The sequence below is a fragment of the Sulfitobacter sp. W002 genome (assembly GCF_025142135.1).
GTDB lineage: Bacteria > Pseudomonadota > Alphaproteobacteria > Rhodobacterales > Rhodobacteraceae > Sulfitobacter > Sulfitobacter profundi.
In genome coordinates this window covers 596,474-612,362 of sequence record NZ_CP081126.1, presented here as the reverse complement: position 1 = coordinate 612,362, position 15,889 = coordinate 596,474, and the positions used below count along the sequence as shown (strand labels likewise).

General features: G+C 60.4%; 15 protein-coding genes. 5 read left to right on the top strand and 10 right to left on the bottom strand.

Annotated elements, in window-relative coordinates; translation table 11 throughout:
- Positions 1-3 precede the first annotated feature (3 nt).
- Complete coding sequence (locus K3758_RS03045) at positions 4-441, bottom strand: universal stress protein (protein ID WP_007117947.1); 438 nt, start codon at positions 439-441, stop codon at positions 4-6.
- A gap of 356 nt (positions 442-797) precedes the next feature.
- Between K3758_RS03045 and ettA the strand changes: the two genes are divergently transcribed.
- A complete protein-coding gene (gene ettA, locus K3758_RS03040; protein ID WP_259947515.1) occupies positions 798-2,453 on the top strand; it encodes an energy-dependent translational throttle protein EttA in 1,656 nt (551 codons plus the stop codon).
- A gap of 184 nt (positions 2,454-2,637) precedes the next feature.
- Here the strand turns inward: ettA and K3758_RS03035 are convergent, their stop codons facing one another.
- Positions 2,638-3,615: a response regulator gene (locus tag K3758_RS03035; protein WP_259947514.1), complete on the bottom strand. Its 978-nt coding sequence runs from the start codon at positions 3,613-3,615 to the stop codon at positions 2,638-2,640.
- 376 nt (positions 3,616-3,991) lie between these two features.
- Between K3758_RS03035 and K3758_RS03030 the strand changes: the two genes are divergently transcribed.
- Together K3758_RS03030 and K3758_RS03025 are read left to right on the top strand one after the other, a co-directional pair.
- Complete coding sequence (locus K3758_RS03030; RefSeq protein ID WP_067265226.1) at positions 3,992-4,198, top strand: cold-shock protein; 207 nt, start codon at positions 3,992-3,994, stop codon at positions 4,196-4,198.
- Positions 4,199-4,339: 141 nt separating this feature from the next.
- Entirely contained in the window at positions 4,340-4,891 is a 552-nt protein-coding gene (locus K3758_RS03025) for a L,D-transpeptidase (protein ID WP_067623420.1), read from the top strand.
- A 285-nt stretch (positions 4,892-5,176) separates the two neighbouring features.
- On the opposite strand, the gene K3758_RS03020 is transcribed toward K3758_RS03025, so the two are convergent.
- From K3758_RS03020 to K3758_RS02995, 6 genes are all read right to left on the bottom strand, one after another.
- A complete protein-coding gene (locus K3758_RS03020; protein WP_120350169.1) occupies positions 5,177-6,157 on the bottom strand; it encodes an ABC transporter substrate-binding protein in 981 nt (326 codons plus the stop codon).
- A 27-nt stretch (positions 6,158-6,184) separates the two neighbouring features.
- Positions 6,185-7,024: an ABC transporter permease gene (locus K3758_RS03015; protein ID WP_120352138.1), complete on the bottom strand. Its 840-nt coding sequence runs from the start codon at positions 7,022-7,024 to the stop codon at positions 6,185-6,187.
- Positions 7,024-7,884 carry an ABC transporter permease gene (locus tag K3758_RS03010; protein WP_259947509.1) on the bottom strand — a complete coding sequence of 287 codons (861 nt, stop codon included), beginning with the start codon at positions 7,882-7,884 and terminating at the stop codon, positions 7,024-7,026. Before K3758_RS03010 ends, K3758_RS03015 begins: the two co-directional genes overlap by 1 nt.
- Positions 7,884-8,669 (bottom strand): ABC transporter ATP-binding protein, encoded by a 786-nt coding sequence (locus tag K3758_RS03005; protein ID WP_259947507.1) that lies wholly within the window; start codon positions 8,667-8,669, stop codon positions 7,884-7,886. The genes K3758_RS03010 and K3758_RS03005 overlap by 1 nt, the downstream gene beginning before the upstream one ends.
- Positions 8,670-8,743: 74 nt before the next feature.
- Positions 8,744-10,204, bottom strand: coding sequence for a dihydropyrimidinase (gene hydA, locus K3758_RS03000; RefSeq protein WP_259947505.1), 1,461 nt, complete (start codon positions 10,202-10,204; stop codon positions 8,744-8,746).
- 73 nt (positions 10,205-10,277) lie between these two features.
- Positions 10,278-11,528, bottom strand: coding sequence for a Zn-dependent hydrolase (locus K3758_RS02995; RefSeq protein ID WP_259947504.1), 1,251 nt, complete (start codon positions 11,526-11,528; stop codon positions 10,278-10,280).
- Positions 11,529-11,684: 156 nt separating this feature from the next.
- Here K3758_RS02995 and K3758_RS02990 point away from each other — a divergent pair, with 156 nt between their 5' ends.
- Positions 11,685-12,323 (top strand): TetR family transcriptional regulator C-terminal domain-containing protein, encoded by a 639-nt coding sequence (locus K3758_RS02990; RefSeq protein WP_259947502.1) that lies wholly within the window; start codon positions 11,685-11,687, stop codon positions 12,321-12,323.
- Between the two features lie 336 nt (positions 12,324-12,659).
- On the opposite strand, the gene preA is transcribed toward K3758_RS02990, so the two are convergent.
- Positions 12,660-13,973, bottom strand: coding sequence for an NAD-dependent dihydropyrimidine dehydrogenase subunit PreA (gene preA, locus K3758_RS02985; RefSeq protein WP_259947499.1), 1,314 nt, complete (start codon positions 13,971-13,973; stop codon positions 12,660-12,662).
- A 25-nt stretch (positions 13,974-13,998) separates the two neighbouring features.
- A complete protein-coding gene (locus K3758_RS02980; protein WP_259947497.1) occupies positions 13,999-15,330 on the bottom strand; it encodes an NAD(P)-dependent oxidoreductase in 1,332 nt (443 codons plus the stop codon).
- 331 nt (positions 15,331-15,661) lie between these two features.
- Between K3758_RS02980 and K3758_RS02975 the strand changes: the two genes are divergently transcribed.
- Positions 15,662-15,868: a cold-shock protein gene (locus K3758_RS02975; protein WP_067623368.1), complete on the top strand. Its 207-nt coding sequence runs from the start codon at positions 15,662-15,664 to the stop codon at positions 15,866-15,868.
- Positions 15,869-15,889: the final 21 nt, after the last annotated feature.

The window sequence follows — 15,889 nt, the reverse complement described above, 5'->3', positions numbered from 1 at the left end:
CTTTCAGGGAATGATCGTGACCGGCACGCTGGAGCCTGCGACCAACCGGCCCGTCACCCCACCAAAAAGCCGCTTGAGCCCGCGCTCACCGACCCGCCCCACAACGATCTGGATCGCGCCGCGTTTTTTGGCGACACCTTCAAGGATATCGGCCACATCACCGTGCCGCACGATTCCTTCGACCTCCACGCCCGAGGCTTTGGCCTCTGCCACCGCCGGATCAAGCACCACGTCATGCGCGCGCTGCAACTCCTGCTCGCGCCGCATATGGCGCTGCTCGTTCTCTTCCTTGGTCTGAAAGGTGAAAGGCGACCATTCGATCACAAAGCAAACCGTGATCGAACAATCCCCGATCTGTTTGGCCTGAGCCTGAGCGAAGGCCAAAGCACGCGCGCCAGCCTCCGAACCGTCCAGACCCACAACAATTGTGGATTTTGACATGAGTATTTCCCTGTTTTTGTGACTGCCAGTCGATGCACTGCGAAGGGAGAGCACCGCTTTCAGCCTGCCTACTCCACGATGGCCGAAAATCGCCGCCCAATCGCAGATTGAAAGAATCCTAGCGCAAAAACCGCAGAAAAGTCGACCGAATTTCGCTTTTCGGTTGCACGGATCGCCTGCCAAACCGTTGTAAAACCATCCAATAGCCCGGATCACCTCTTACGGCCTTACCCCGAGCGACGTGCCTCGCAGCGCATCAAGGGGCCCCAGCCCTGCGATGGATAGAGTGTTTGATATTGCCCCGCCCGGGCGATATTGCACTGCAAACCCCAAATCGCGTTTCGAGGATTCTCCAAATGGCTGCCTATCAATACGTCTATCACATGTCCGGCGTCTCCAAGACCTACCCCGGGGGCAAGAAGACATTCGAAAACATCCACCTGAACTTCCTGCCCGGCGTGAAGATCGGTGTCGTCGGCGTCAACGGCGCGGGTAAATCCACCCTGCTCAAGATCATGGCCGGGCTCGACAAGGATTTCACTGGCGAAGCATGGGCCGCTGAGGGCGCCAAAGTCGGCTACCTGCCGCAGGAACCCAAACTCGACCCGACCAAGACCGTGCGCGAGAACGTCATGGAGGGCGTGGCCGGGAAAAAGGCCATTTTAGACCGCTACAATGAACTGGCGATGAACTACAGCGACGAGACCGCTGAAGAAATGGCCAAGCTGCAAGACGACATCGACGCCCAAGACCTTTGGGATCTCGACAGCCAGATCGACGTGTCGATGGAAGCGCTGCGCTGCCCGCCCGATGACGCGATGCCGGAAAACCTCTCGGGCGGTGAAGCGCGCCGCGTGGCGCTGTGCAAACTGCTGCTCGAAGCGCCCGACATGCTGCTCTTGGACGAACCGACCAACCACCTCGACGCCGAGACCATCGCCTGGCTGCAACAGCACCTGATCGAGTACAAAGGCACCATCCTGACCGTCACCCACGACCGTTACTTCCTTGATGACATCACCAGCTGGATCCTCGAATTGGACCGTGGCCGCGGCATCCCTTACGAGGGCAACTACTCCGATTGGCTAGAGCAAAAGGCCAAGCGCCTGAGCCAAGAGGCCCGTGAAGACAAATCCAAGCAAAAGACGCTTGAACGCGAACTTGAGTGGATGCGTCAGGGTGCCAAAGCCCGTCAGGCGAAATCCAAAGCGCGGATCGCGGCCTATAACGAGATGGCTGAAACCTCCGAGCGCGAAAAACTCTCCCGCGCCCAGATCGTGATCCCCAACGGCCCGCGCCTTGGCAACAAGGTGATCGAGGTCGAGGGCCTGAAGAAACACATGGGCGACAAACAGTTGATCGACGGGCTCGACTTCTCGCTGCCGCCGGGTGGCATCGTTGGTGTGATCGGCCCCAACGGCGCGGGTAAATCGACGCTGTTCAAGATGCTCACCGGCCATGAAAAGCCCGACGAAGGCACCATCGAATACGGCGACACGGTTGAACTGTCCTATGTTGACCAGTCGCGCGATGACCTGAACCACGATGACACCGTCTGGCAGGCGATCACCGGCGGGGCGGAACTGATCAAGCTTGGCGATGCCGAAGTGAACTCACGCGCCTATTGCTCGTCCTTCAACTTCAAGGGCGGCGACCAGCAGAAGAAAGTGGGCCTGCTGTCGGGCGGTGAACGCAACCGCGTGCACATGGCGCGTCTGCTCAAAGAGGGCGGCAACGTGCTGCTGCTCGATGAACCGACCAACGATCTGGACGTGGAAACCCTCCGCGCGCTCGAAGACGCGCTGGTCGATTTCGCAGGCTGCGCCGTGGTCATCTCGCACGACCGTTTCTTCCTCGACCGTATCTGTACCCACATCCTTGCCTTTGAAGGTGAAGCGCATGTGGAATGGTTCGAAGGCAACTTCGAAGACTACGAAGAAGACAAGAAGCGCCGTCTAGTTGCCGATGCGCTGGAGCCAAAGCGCCTGAAGCACAAGAAATTCGCGCGGTAAGCGCTCTAAGATCGGATGACAAAAGGGCGCCAAAACTTCGGCGCCCTTTTTCATGTGTACCGCAGCATCGATCACGCACGGTGGCACATCGGGCATCGCCCATCCCTTACCGCCCGAACGCGAAACGCCCGCCCCACCTTTCGGCAGAACGGGCGCGTCCCAAAGCTGAGAACGAGCAGAGCCCTCAGCGTTCTTCGTCGATCGCCGTTTCCAACTGGGCAAAGAGGTTGTCCTCATCATGCCGCGCCAGACCGTGCAGCGGATCCCAGCTTTGCAGATACTCACGCAGCTTGTTGCTGGCCGAAAGACCCGACCAGAGGCGCTGCTCGGTCACCGAATGCACCTGCAAGGACGGGGCCAGCCCGCCGTTCATACCTTTGCCGTCCCAATTCTTTTCCAGATGCTCGCGCGTGCGATCGGCCATGGTGGCGGTGTTCAACCGGGCGCGGCTCATCACCACTCCGATGAAACGGCCACTGCCCGCATAGGCCAGATGAAAGCGCATGCCTTCCAGCGAATGCACCGAGGCGCGGGCCACCTGCTCCATCTGGCGGCGGAAGGCCGGGGCCTTGACCGCGCGATAAATGCCGCGCGCGCCCTCGACCGAGATCGAAAAGAGGCTCATAGAGAAACAACCGCTCGGCAGGCGCAGCAGGTAATTTTCCAGCTCGGAGACGTTGCTACAGGCGGAGACATCAAGATCGAAATCCTCGTCAAAGCGGATCTGCATCATCTGCGTCAACTCGCTCAGCGTATGCTGCGCCTCACGTTCGCGCAGAAGCGAGGCATTGAGCATGCTGGCGGCATTGATCCGCGCGCTGAGCTCGACACCATCCAAAGGCTTGCAGAGGAAATCGGTGGCCCCCGCATCAAAGGCCCGCTGCATCATCGCAGGTTCCTTGCTGGCGGTGATCATGATGATCGGCACGGCGCGGTAGAAAGGCACATCGCGGATCATCTCACACAGGCTGATCCCGTTGATGCCGGGCATCATGATATCAAGCAGGAAGGAATCGAACGGTTGGTTCGATTCCTGCATGATCTCAAGCGCCTCTTCCGAGCTTTCGCAACAGGTCAGCTCGTAATTGTCATTCTCGGTCAGGCAACCTGTAAGCAGGTCAAGGATGACCGGGTCATCGTCTACGGCAAGGATACGCATCATGTCTCATTACTCCACATGAGGGGGGCGCTGGCAGGCGCACTTGGGGCTTTCTCACAAAAAACCACCTATGCCGGGCAGCAATGAGACCAGTTTTAGGCAAACTCGGGACAGCGCATTCGGGGCCGCTCCCCGCAAAATATGGGGAACGCGAAACTTCGTGGCGATAATTTGCCGAAATCCGCGACAGCGCAGACCTGTTGTGGCCCCAAAATGCGATGCCCCTTGAACGAATCCCCTCCTGATGCAATATAGACGGTGCAGACGTTATCTTTTTCGACCCACTGTCTCCCTCATACGGCGCTCAGTCTATCGATCCAGACCAACCACGCCGGGCCATCGCACCAACGCGGATGGCATAAATATGGAGACTACGGATATGGCCACTGGCACCGTAAAATGGTTCAACACAACTAAAGGCTTCGGCTTCATTGCTCCCGATGGCGGCAGCAAAGACGTTTTCGTGCACATTTCCGCTGTTGAGCGCGCTGGCCTGACCGGCCTGGCCGACAACCAGAAAGTGACCTTCGACATCGAAGCAGGCCGTGACGGCCGTGAATCCGCGACCAACCTCGCGCTGGCCTAATGGCCGGGGGCCTCGGCCCTGATGCAAGAATTTGACCGACCTGCTGATACCGGCAGGTCGGTTTTTTATGTCCAGCCTTGCTAAAATGCGCCCCCGTGGCAGAATGCAGAGCGAAACAGCAATAGATTGATGGAGCCTGCCATGCGCCGCCGTAGTTTTCTGACCAGCACCGTGGCCGCAGCCGCCCTTCCCCTGATGGCGCAGGCGCGCACCGCCGCCTACAGTGCCGCCCCGCAGATGGTGCCGATGAAAGCGCAATACGCGCCCGGTCAATTGCTGATCCTGCCGCGCAGTCATTACCTCTATTTCGTAACCGCCCCGGGCCAAGCGATGCGCTATGGCGTGGGCGTCGGCAAAGCGGGTTTGGAATTCACCGGCACCGCCACCATCGACGTCAAAAAAGAATGGCCCACATGGCGCCCGACCAATGAGATGATCGAACGCGAGCCGCAGACCTACAAACGTTTCATCGGCAACACCGACGCCCAGCCCGGCGGCCCCGGCAACCCCTTGGGCGCGCGGGCGCTCTACCTGTTCCAGAACGGGCGGGACACCTTTTTCCGCATTCACGGCACCACGCAGCCGAACTCCATCGGCCGTTCGGTCTCCAACGGCTGCATTCGGATGCTGAACGAACATGTGATTGATCTCTATCAGCGTGTGCCGATTGGGACGAAGGTCACGGTGCTCTAAGCCCCTTTTGACAACATCCAGATCGGACTCAAGCCGCAGGCGCCGGGCCATCGCCCGCCCGCCCGTCCAGCCAAAGGCGTGCCGCATATAGGGCGTACCTTTGGTCCGACCGGCTAGGCGACTTGGTGAGGCCGGGTGCGCCATTGCAAAGGCGTGTCACGGCTGAACCTAAAAGTCGTACAAAACGCCGTTGGATCGCCGACCGCGTTCAGGCGCTAACCCTTCACAGCAAAAGAAAGGGCCAGCGCATCGCGCCAGCCCTTCTACTCTCATTACCGTCAAAGCTTACTGAAGCGCTTTATCCGTAATGTCATGGGTCCAAGCCCCCTCGGGCGCTTTCGTGATCATGCCACCTTCCATGGTGATCTCCGCACTGCGGTCAAACGCAGCCTCGTCCAAGCGGCCATCGCTGCCCTCGGTCAGCTTGGCGATCTCACCCATCATGCGGGTCTGGTGCTTCTCGGTCTGGGCGCCGGTCTGGTCGTTTTCCAGCACGATGTCGGCGGCTTCCTCGACATTTTCCTCGGCGTATTTCCAGCCCTTCATCGAGGCGCGGACGAAACGCGCCAGCTTGTCGACCATCTCGGGGTCTTCGAGGCTCTCTTCGGTGGTGTAAAGACCGTCTTCCAGCGTCGAGATGCCCTCGTCCTCATATTTGAAGACCACCAGATCCTCGGGCGTCAGCCCCGCGTCGATCACCTGCCAATATTCGTTGTAGGTCATGGTGGTGGCGCATTCGACCTGCTTTTGCAGCAGCGGGTCGACGTTGAAGTTGATCTTTTGGATCGTCACCCCACCGTCGGAACCATCGGTGGGATAGCCCAGCTTGCCCATCCAGCTCATCAGCGGGATCTCATTGCCGAAGAACCAAGTGCCCAACGTGTTGCCGGGGAAATCCTCGGGGCTTTCGATGCCATGCTCCTTGAGACAGGTCAGCATCAGGCCGGATTTCGCGAAAGGCTGGGCAATGTTCACAATCGGCGCGCCCTTTTCGCGCGCGGCCAGCGCCGAGGGCAACCAGTCGACCATCACGTCGGCCCCACCGCCCAGAAGCACCTGCACCGGCGCGATGTCCGGCCCACCGGGCTTGATCGTGACGTCCAGCCCCTCTTCCTCGTAAAAGCCCTTATCCTTGGCCACATAGTAGCCCGCGAACTGGGCCTGCGTGACCCATTTGAGCTGCAGCGTCAGGTCGTCGGCGGCCTGCGCCACGCCCCCCCAGAGCCCCAAGGCGGCTCCGGCTGCGATCTTCGTGATGGTTTTCATTTTTATCTCCCTGTTGGTTGGTCGTCTTTAGTTCCTCTGGCTGGGGTGCCAAAAGGTCACCCGTCCTTCGATAAGGGCCATGATACCATAGAACGCCGATCCGGCTATTGCCGCGACAACAATCTCGGCCCAGACCAGATCAAGCGCAAGCTGCCCAACCGAGGTAGAGATGCGAAAGCCCATGCCCAGCACCGGAGAGCCGAAGAATTCAGCAACGATGGCGCCGATCAGGGCAAGGGTTGTGCCGATCTTCAACCCGTTGAAGACAAAAGGCATTGCCGCAGGCAGCCGCAGTTTCAAAAGCGTGCGCCAATAACCGGCGGCATAGGTCCGCATCAGGTCGCGCTGCATGGCGTCGCTGGCCTGCAAGCCCTGCACCGTGTTCACCAGCATCGGAAAGAACACCATGACCACGACAATCGCCGCCTTGGACTGCCAGCCAAAGCCGAACCACATCACCATGATCGGCGCCATGCCGATGATCGGCAGCGCGGCCACGAAGTTGCCCACCGGCAAAAGCCCGCGTTGCAGAAAAGGGAAGCGGTCAATCGCCAGCGCCGTCAGGAAGGCCGCGCTGCAGCCGATGATGTAGCCGCTTAGCGCGCCTTTGATTACCGTCTGCACGAAGTCGACCCAGAGGATATCAAGCGACGACGCCATCCGCGCCCCGATTGCCGAAGGGGCGGGCAGAAGCACTTGGTTGATGTCGAAACCACGCACCACCCCTTCCCAAACGGCGATGAGCGTGATGCCAAAGACCAGCGGTGCCGCCAGCGACGCCCCCCGCGAGGGCCGCTGCCGCGCCAGCCAGACATTCAGCGACAAGCCAGCGATCCATGCGAGAATGGCGAAAACAATCCAGCCCATCATGCCATCCCCATCCGTTTCAGCGTCAGCCGCTGGACCAGCCCGATGAGCCCGACCATGGCCGCCGCAAGGGCCGCCGCCATCAAAAGCGCGCTCCAGATCTGGACGGTCTGACCGTAGTAGCTGCCCGCCAGCAACCGCGCCCCAAGACCCGCCACAGCACCCGTCGGCATCTCGCCCACAATGGCACCAACGAGAGAGGCCGCGACCCCCACCTTCAACGAGGTAAAGAAATACGGCATCGAAGACGGCAACCGCAGTTTCCAAAAGGTCTGCCACCCGCTCGCGTGCCAAGTCCGCATCTGGTCAAGCTGCATCTGATCCGGGCTGCGCAGCCCTTTGACCATGCCCACGACCACCGGGAAAAACGACAGATACATGCTGATGATCGCCTTGGGCAGCAGACCCGACAGGCCCACGGCATTCAGCACCACGATGATCATCGGTGCGATGGCCAAAATCGGAATGGTCTGGCTGGCGATCACCCAAGGCATCACCGACATGTCCATCGTGCGGTTAAACACGATCCCCACCGCCAGCAGTGTCCCGAGTGCGGTCCCCATGACAAAGCCAAGGAAGGTCGCGCTGAAGGTGACCCATGTGTGATAGACCAGCGAGCGTTTCGACGTGACCTTCTTCATCACAGTGGTCTCCCACAGTTCGGCCCCCACCTGATGCGGTGCGGGCAGCTTGGGCTTATCCTGCGACCACGTATCGACCACCAACTCCGAGAATGTCAGCGTCTTGTCCGCCCGCGCCGCCACATCCCGCGCCCATTGCGCGTTGAGCGCGACAGCGGCGCCATACCAAACGACAATCAACAGCCCCACGACCGTAAGAACGGGGATAATGTTACGCATCAATCGTCCCCATGCCCGGCGCGCAGCCCCTCACGGACGCGATGCGCGATCTCTAGAAACTCAGGGCTTTCGCGGATTTCCAAGGGGCGTTCACGCGGCAGCGGGCTTTCGATCACATCGGCGATCCTGCCGGGGCGCGGGCTCATCACCACGATCTTGGTCGACAGATACACCGCCTCGGGGATCGAGTGGGTAACGAAGGCAATGGTCTTTTCCGTCCGGGCCCAGAGCTTCAGCAGTTGCTCATTCAGGTGGTCCCGCACGATCTCATCCAACGCGCCGAAGGGTTCGTCCATCAGCAAGATGTCGGCATCGAACGACAACGCCCGCGCGATGGAGGCGCGCTGCTGCATCCCGCCCGACAATTGCCAAGGGAATTTCTTTTCAAACCCGCTGAGTTCCACCAGCTCCAGCACGCGCTGCACCCGTTCGACCTGCTCAGCACGGGGAATACCCATGATCTCAAGCGGCAGCCGGATGTTGCCGCCAATGGTGCGCCACGGATAGAGCCCCGCCGCCTGAAAGACGTAGCCGTAGGCCCGGGATTTGCGCGCCTCCTCGGGCGAGACACCGTTGATGGTCACGGTGCCGCCGGTGGGCTGCTCAAGGTCGGCCATGACCCGCAGAAAGGTCGTCTTGCCGCAGCCCGAGGGGCCGATAAAGCTAACGAAATCTCCCTTGTGGATCTCAAGGTTCACGTCTTTCAACGCATGGACCGGCCCGTCATTGGTTTGAAAGGTCAGATCTAGATTGCTGGCGCTGATCACGCTCTGGCTGTCATTCACAAATTTTACTTCCCTGTTGGTCGGCCGCTTTTGGCGCGGCACTTTACCTGAGTGTTAAGGCGGGTCTACATCGCTTAGATCCCGGCCGGAATGTTCAGCGGATCGCGCTTGATCATCTTGGGGCTATTGAGCTCCTTCCACTTGCTGAGCGCGACATTGGCGCTCGGGAAGGCTGGGCGCGGCACGAAACGCCCACGTCCCGGCTGCGGCTGGCTGTTTTGACCCCAAGCCCAGATTACCTCACCCCGGCTGAGGGTATAGCGGCTCTGCGCCTTGACCTCCAAGCCTTCAAACACGTTGTAATCAAGGATCGAATGGTGGTTCGCGGGGCTGATCGTCTTGGTGATCTTCGGGTCCCAAACCACGATATCGGCATCGGCCCCTTCAACGATCGCGCCCTTCTGCGGATAGATGTTGAGGATCTTGGCGATATTGGTCGAGGTCGCGGCGACGAATTCATTGGGCGTAAGCCGCCCCGTCTCTACCCCTTCGGTCCAAAGCACGGCCAGACGTTCTTCCAGCCCGTTTGAGCCGTTGGGAATGATCCGGAAATCATCGCGGCCTGCGCGTTTCTGTTCGGTCGAGAAGGCCGCATGGTCCGTCGCGACCACCTGCAAGCTGCCCGCCTGCAAACCGGCCCAAAGGCTGTCTTGGTGGTCTTTCGAGCGGAAGGGCGGCGACATGACGCGCCGCGCGGCGTGGTCCCAATCCTTGTTGAAATACTCCGACTCATCCAGCGTCAGGAATTGGATTAACGGCTCGCCGTAAACCCGCATCCCCTTCTGCCGCGCCCGACGGATCGCCTCATGGGTCTGCTCGCAGGAGACATGCACGATATAAAGCGGCACACCTGCCGTGTCCGCGATGGTGATGGCGCGGTTCGCCGCCTCGCCTTCCAACTCAGGCGGGCGGGAATAGGCGTGGCCTTCTGGCCCGGTGATGCCCTGATCGAAATACTTCTGCTGCAACTCGGCGACCAGATCGCCGTTCTCGGCATGGACCATCGGCAGCGCACCCAGCTCGGCGCAGCGCTTGAAGGAGGCGAACATCTCATCATCCTCAATCATTAGCGCGCCCTTGTAGGCCATGAAGTGCTTGAAGCTGTTCACCCCCATGTCGACGGCGTCTTTCATCTCGTTAAAGACGGTCTCATCCCAGCCGGTGATCGCCATGTGATAGCCGATGTCGCTGCAAATCTGCGGCGCCGATTTACGGTGCCATTCATTGATCGCGTTTTTAATCGAGCCATCCGCGCCCGGCAGACAGAAATCCACCACCATTGTCGTGCCACCACAGGCCGCCGCCCATGTGCCGCTCTCAAACGTTTCGGCGGCAGTCGTCCCCATGAAGGGCATTTCAAGATGCGTATGCGGATCGATCCCGCCAGGGATCACATAGGCCCCTTCCGCGTCGATATATTCATCGCCCTTCAGGTCTTCGCCGATTTGCTTGATCTTCTCTCCTTCGATCAACACATCGGCTTTCCATGTGCGGTCCGCCGTGCAGACCATGCCACCTTTGATTACCTTGCTCATTGTCTTCTCCCCATCTTTTATGGCAATCCACGTCTGGGGGCCGGGGCAGCGCCCCAGTCCGCCGCCCGCGTGTTCAGCCTTCGATTTCCGCTGTCTCCAGCACCGCATGGAGCAACACGTCCGCCCCCGCCTTGGCCCAATCCTTGGTGATCTCTTCTGCCTCATTATGGCTAAGACCATCAACACAGGGGCACATCACCATCGCAGTCGGTGCCACGCGGTTAATCCAACAGGCATCGTGGCCCGCGCCTGAGATCAGGTTCATATGGCTATAGCCCAACCGCTCGGCGGCGTTGCGCACGGCCGTGACGCAGCCCTCGTCAAAGGCCACGGGATCAAATCCGCCAACCTTTTCAAACTCGATCTGCACGTCCATATCATCGGCGATTTTTTGGCCCTCGTCGCGCAGACGGGCCTCCATATCCTCGATCACCGCCAGTTCGGGTGACCGGAAATCGACGGTAAAGACCGTCTTGCCCGGGATCACGTTGCGCGAGTTCGGGTAGACTTCGATATGGCCTGCCGCCCCCACCGCATGGGGCGCATGGCTGAGCGCGATCTCGTTCACCTTTTCCAGCACCCGCGCCATGCCCAGCCCCGCGTCCCGGCGCATCGGCATGGGGGTGGAGCCGGTGTGGCTGTCCTTGCCGGTGATCGTCACCTGCGTCCAGCTCAGGCCCTGCCCGTGGGTCACGACGCCGATGTCCTTGCCCTCGGATTCCAAAATCGGACCCTGTTCGATGTGCAATTCAAAGAAGGCATGCATCTTGCGCGCGCCCACTTCCTCGTCGCCCTTCCAGCCGATCCGCTGCAATTCATCGCCAAAGCTCTTGCCCTCGGCATCGGTGCGCGCGTAGGCCCAATCCTGGGTGTGGATGCCAGCAAAAACCCCCGACGACAGCATCGCGGGGGCGTAACGGGTGCCTTCTTCGTTGGTGAAGTTGGTCACGACGATCGGGTGTTTGGTCTTGATGCCCAGATCGTTCATCGTGCGGATGATCTCCAACCCACCGAGCACGCCAAGGATGCCATCGTATTTCCCGCCCGTCGGCTGGGTGTCGAGGTGGCTGCCCACATAGACTGGCAACGCCTCGGGGTCGGTGCCGTCGCGTTGGGCGAATATATTGCCCATCTGGTCGAGCCCCATGGTACAGCCCGCCTCTTCGCACCATTTCTGGAACAGGGCGCGGCCTTCGGCGTCTTCGTCCGTCAGCGTCTGGCGGTTGTTGCCCCCCGCCACGCCGGGGCCGATCTTGGCCATTTCCATCAAGGAATCCCACAGACGGTCGGGATCAATCTTGAGGTTCTCTCCGGGCGCGGGCATAGGTCACTCCTCTGTCATCGGCTTGGGCCGTGTTGTTTTTTTACCATTTGGTAAATCCACGATTGCGATTAGGTTAGGCTCTGTCAAGAACTGGTTTGAAACAACCCACCGCCGATCCGGCAAACGCCTTTTTAAGCAGCACCAAGGATCATTGCCTTGCCCGAAAGCACCGCCAAGAAACCCAGCCGCATCCAAAGACGCAACCGCCGGGTGATTCTGGATGCCGCGCTCGAAGTCTTCTCGAAACATGGCTACCGGGGCGCCACGCTGGATCAGATCGCCGCCGAGGCTGGGCTGAGCAAACCGAATATTCTCTATTACTTCAATGGCAAAGAAGACATTCACGTCACTTTGCTGTCGCAGCTTATGGAAACATGGCTCGACCCGCTGGTCGAGCTAGACCCCGAAGGCGACCCCCGGCGCGAGATTTTGGACTATGTCGAGCGCAAGCTGACCATGTCGCGCGAACTCCCGCGTGAGAGCCGGCTTTTCGCCAACGAAATTCTGCAAGGCGCGCCGCGGATCGAGCCAGAGTTGCAGCGCCACCTCAAACCGCTCTTTGACGAAAAATGCACCGTGATCGCGGGCTGGGTGGCGGCGGGCAAACTGCCCCCGCTGGACCCGCAACATCTGATTTTCTCCATCTGGGCCACAACGCAGCACTACGCGGATTTCGAGGCGCAGGCGCAAATCCTGCTCGGGCCCGAGACCGATCCCCGCCCCCGCGCGCAGGCGCATCTGCAGGCTATGTTCGGCGCGCTTTTGGACCTGCCGGAGCCATCGGCAAACGGTTAACCATAGCCGCCAGAGATGGACAGCGTTTAATCCCCCATTAACATTTCCGCCGCAATCTGCCTGCGGGTGTGGGCTCCTTAGCTTTTAAAGGGGCAGTGATGAATGTAGGCGATTTTAACGGCGCAGGGTCTGCGCGAAATGCGAAGGGGCTGAACGCAAAGGGGTCTGATGAAGCGGCGAGCACGCGACCGATCCCGCGCGAAGAGATGGCGCGGGATGCGGCCATGGCAGTGATTGCGGCGCGGCGCGATCTGGCACGGTTATCCCTGTCGCCATCTGCCGAAACCGCCGCCCCGTCGCGGAGAAACTCCTGAACGCGGGGCGGCGGGCCTTGACCTACTCTGCCGGTTCAACCGCTTTGGCAGAGGGGTTGTTGGGGTGCGTGGTCCAGTTGGCGTAGTCCGGCGTCACCGTCTTGCCAGTGCGCAGGTCGGTGACACCCACGGCCAACTCTTCCATCGAGATACAGTCTTCGACAGGACACACATTGACGCAGAGGTTACAGGCCACGCATTCCTCTTCGATCACGGTAAAGGTACGGTCCTCAGACATGGCAATCGCTTGGTGGCTGGTGTCTTCGCATGCGGCAAAGCAGCGGCCACAAGAGATGCACAAGTCCTGATCGATCTTCGCCTTGGCAACGTAGTTCAGGTTCAGCTGGTTCCAGTCGGTGACATTCGGCACCGCGCGGCCCACAAGCTCTTCGACCGAGGTCATGCCCTTCTCGTCCATATACTCCGACAGGCCCGAGATCATCTCTTGGACCACCTTGAAGCCATAGGTCATCGCCGCCGTGCAGACCTGCACGTTGCCCGCGCCAAGGGCCAGAAACTCCGCCGCGTCGCGCCATGTGGTGACGCCACCGATGCCGCTGATCGGCAGGCCGTGGGTCTCAGGATTACGCGCAATCTCGGCCACCATGTTCAGCGCGATCGGCTTCACCGCCGGGCCGCAATAGCCGCCGTGGGTGCCCTTGCCGTCGATCATCGGCTCGGGCGCAAAGAGGTCCAGATCGACCGAAGTGATCGAGTTGATCGTGTTAATCAGGCTCACCGCATCCGCACCGCCGCGCTTGGCGGCCTCGGCGGGGTAGAGCACATTGGTGATGTTCGGCGTTAGCTTCACGATCACCGGCATCCGCGTGTACATCTTGCACCAGCGGGTGACCATTTCGATATATTCCGGCACCTGCCCCACGGCAGAGCCCATGCCACGCTCGGCCATCCCATGCGGACAGCCGAAGTTCAGCTCGATCCCATCCGCGCCGGTCTCTTCCACATGCGGCAGGATGGCTTTCCACGCTTCCTCCTCGCAAGGCACCATGATCGAGGCAATCAGCGCGCGGTCAGGGTAATCACGTTTCACCGCCTTCATCTCGCGCAGGTTCACTTCCAGCGGGCGGTCGGTGATGAGCTCAATGTTGTTCAGCCCCAGCAGACGCCGATCCGCGCCATAGATCGCGCCATAGCGCGGGCCGTTGACGTTAACCACCGGCGGCCCTTCCATGCCGAGGGTCTTCCAGACCACCCCGCCCCAGCCCGCCTCATAGGCGCGGCGCACGTTGTATTCTTTGTCCGTCGGCGGGGCGGAGGCCAGCCAGAACGGGTTGGGGGATTTGATCCCGATGAAATCGCTTCTCAGATCAGCCATGTTATGTCTCCCTCTCGGCGCGGCCTCAGCCCGCCGCCCCCATCAATGTGGTGTGAATGTCCATCGCGGCATCGCGGCCCTCGGCCACGGCGGTCACCGTGAGGTCATCACCACCGCTGGCGCAATCGCCCCCGGCCCAAACGCCATCCAGACTGGTGCGCCCGGTGCCATCCACCTTGATCTTGCGCCCGTCGAGATCGGGCAGCCCGTCGCCCAACAGCGTTTGACCGATGGCCTTGAACACTTGATCCGCTTGCAGGCGCAGGGTCTGGCCCGTGCCCTTCATCGCCTCATCGACATATTCAAACTCGATCTCGCGCACCGAGCCATTGCCATGCACTGCAATCGGCACTGCATGGGTCACGATCCGCACCCCTTTCGATGCCGCGAGGTCTTGCTCGAACACACTCGCGTTCATCCGGTCGCGCCCACGGCGATAGACCAGCGTCACGTTCAGCGCGCCCAGCAGTTTCGCCTGCACCGCGGCATCGACTGCCGTCATGCCGCCGCCGATGACCACCACGTCGCGGCCAATCGGCACGCCTGACATGTCGCCCGACTGGCGCAGCTCCGAGATGAAATCGACCGCATTGGCGACCCCGGCCTTATCCTCGCCTTCGGCCCCAAGCGCATTGACGCCCACCAGCCCCATGCCGAGGAAAACCGCGTCATAGTCGGTCTTCAATTCCTCAAGCGTGACATCGCGCCCCACAGCAACCTCGTGCCGGAAGGTGATGCCACCGATTTGCATCAGCCAATCCACCTCGGCCTGCGCAAAGCCGTTCGGCGTCTTGTAAGCAGCGATGCCATATTCGTTGAGCCCGCCGGGCTTGGGCCGTGCGTCAAGGATTTCGACCTCATGGCCCAGCATCGCCAGACGGTGGGCGCAGGACAGACCCGCAGGGCCCGCACCAACCACAGCGACACGTTTGCCCGTCACGGCCGCACGCTCAAAAGGATGCACGCCTTGGGCCATCAGATGATCCGTCGCATAGCGCTGCAACTGGCCAATCAGCACCGGCTTGCCCTCGGCCACCTCACGCACACAGACCTCCTCGCAGAGCGTTTCGGTCGGGCAGACCCGCGCGCACATGCCGCCAAGGATGTTCTGGCTGAGGATCGTCTTGGCCGCCGCATCGGGGGTGCCGGTGGCGATCTGGCGGATGAACAGCGGAATGTCGATGTCGGTCGGACAGGCCGTCATGCAAGGTGCGTCGTGGCAGAAGTAACAGCGGTCCGCCGCGACCAGAGCCTCATGTTCGTCCAAGGGTGGATGAAGATCCGAAAACCCCTCTGTGTAGTTCTGCGGCTCTAACCGCCCCGGAACGATCCCCGGCTCAAAGACATCTCGTGCCATATCAAAATCCCTGTCGTTTTCTTGGTGTTTTGAAAATGCTCACACGGAATCATTTTTTTATCAACTGGTAAATTTTTGAAAAGCGCGACTTCCCGAAAAACCCGTGACACCTGCCAGTTTTGTAACAGGCAGGTTATATTTCATGGGCGCTTCCTTGCTTGCCCCATGCCGCCCCGTAAAAATCCTTGATTTTAAAAATAGAGATTCCAATATCACAACTGCGACGCGAAGACTTTTCGACCCGGCTGCCCTAAGGCTCCAGCGATCACGAATTCGACCGAGCCGCGCTGCCGCATGTTGCGGGCAGATCAGACAGAGGGAGACACGGGTCATGGCTACTGGCACCGTCAAATGGTTCAACACGACAAAAGGCTACGGCTTCATCGCGCCGGACAGCGGCGGCAAAGACATCTTTGTCCATATTTCCGCAGTAGAGCGCGCAGGCCTGACCGGGCTTGCCGACAATCAAAAGGTTACCTTTGATGTCGAAGCAGGCCGTGATGGCCGCGAAAGCGCGAGCAATATCGCGCTGGCCTGACCGGGCCACATTTCGATGATC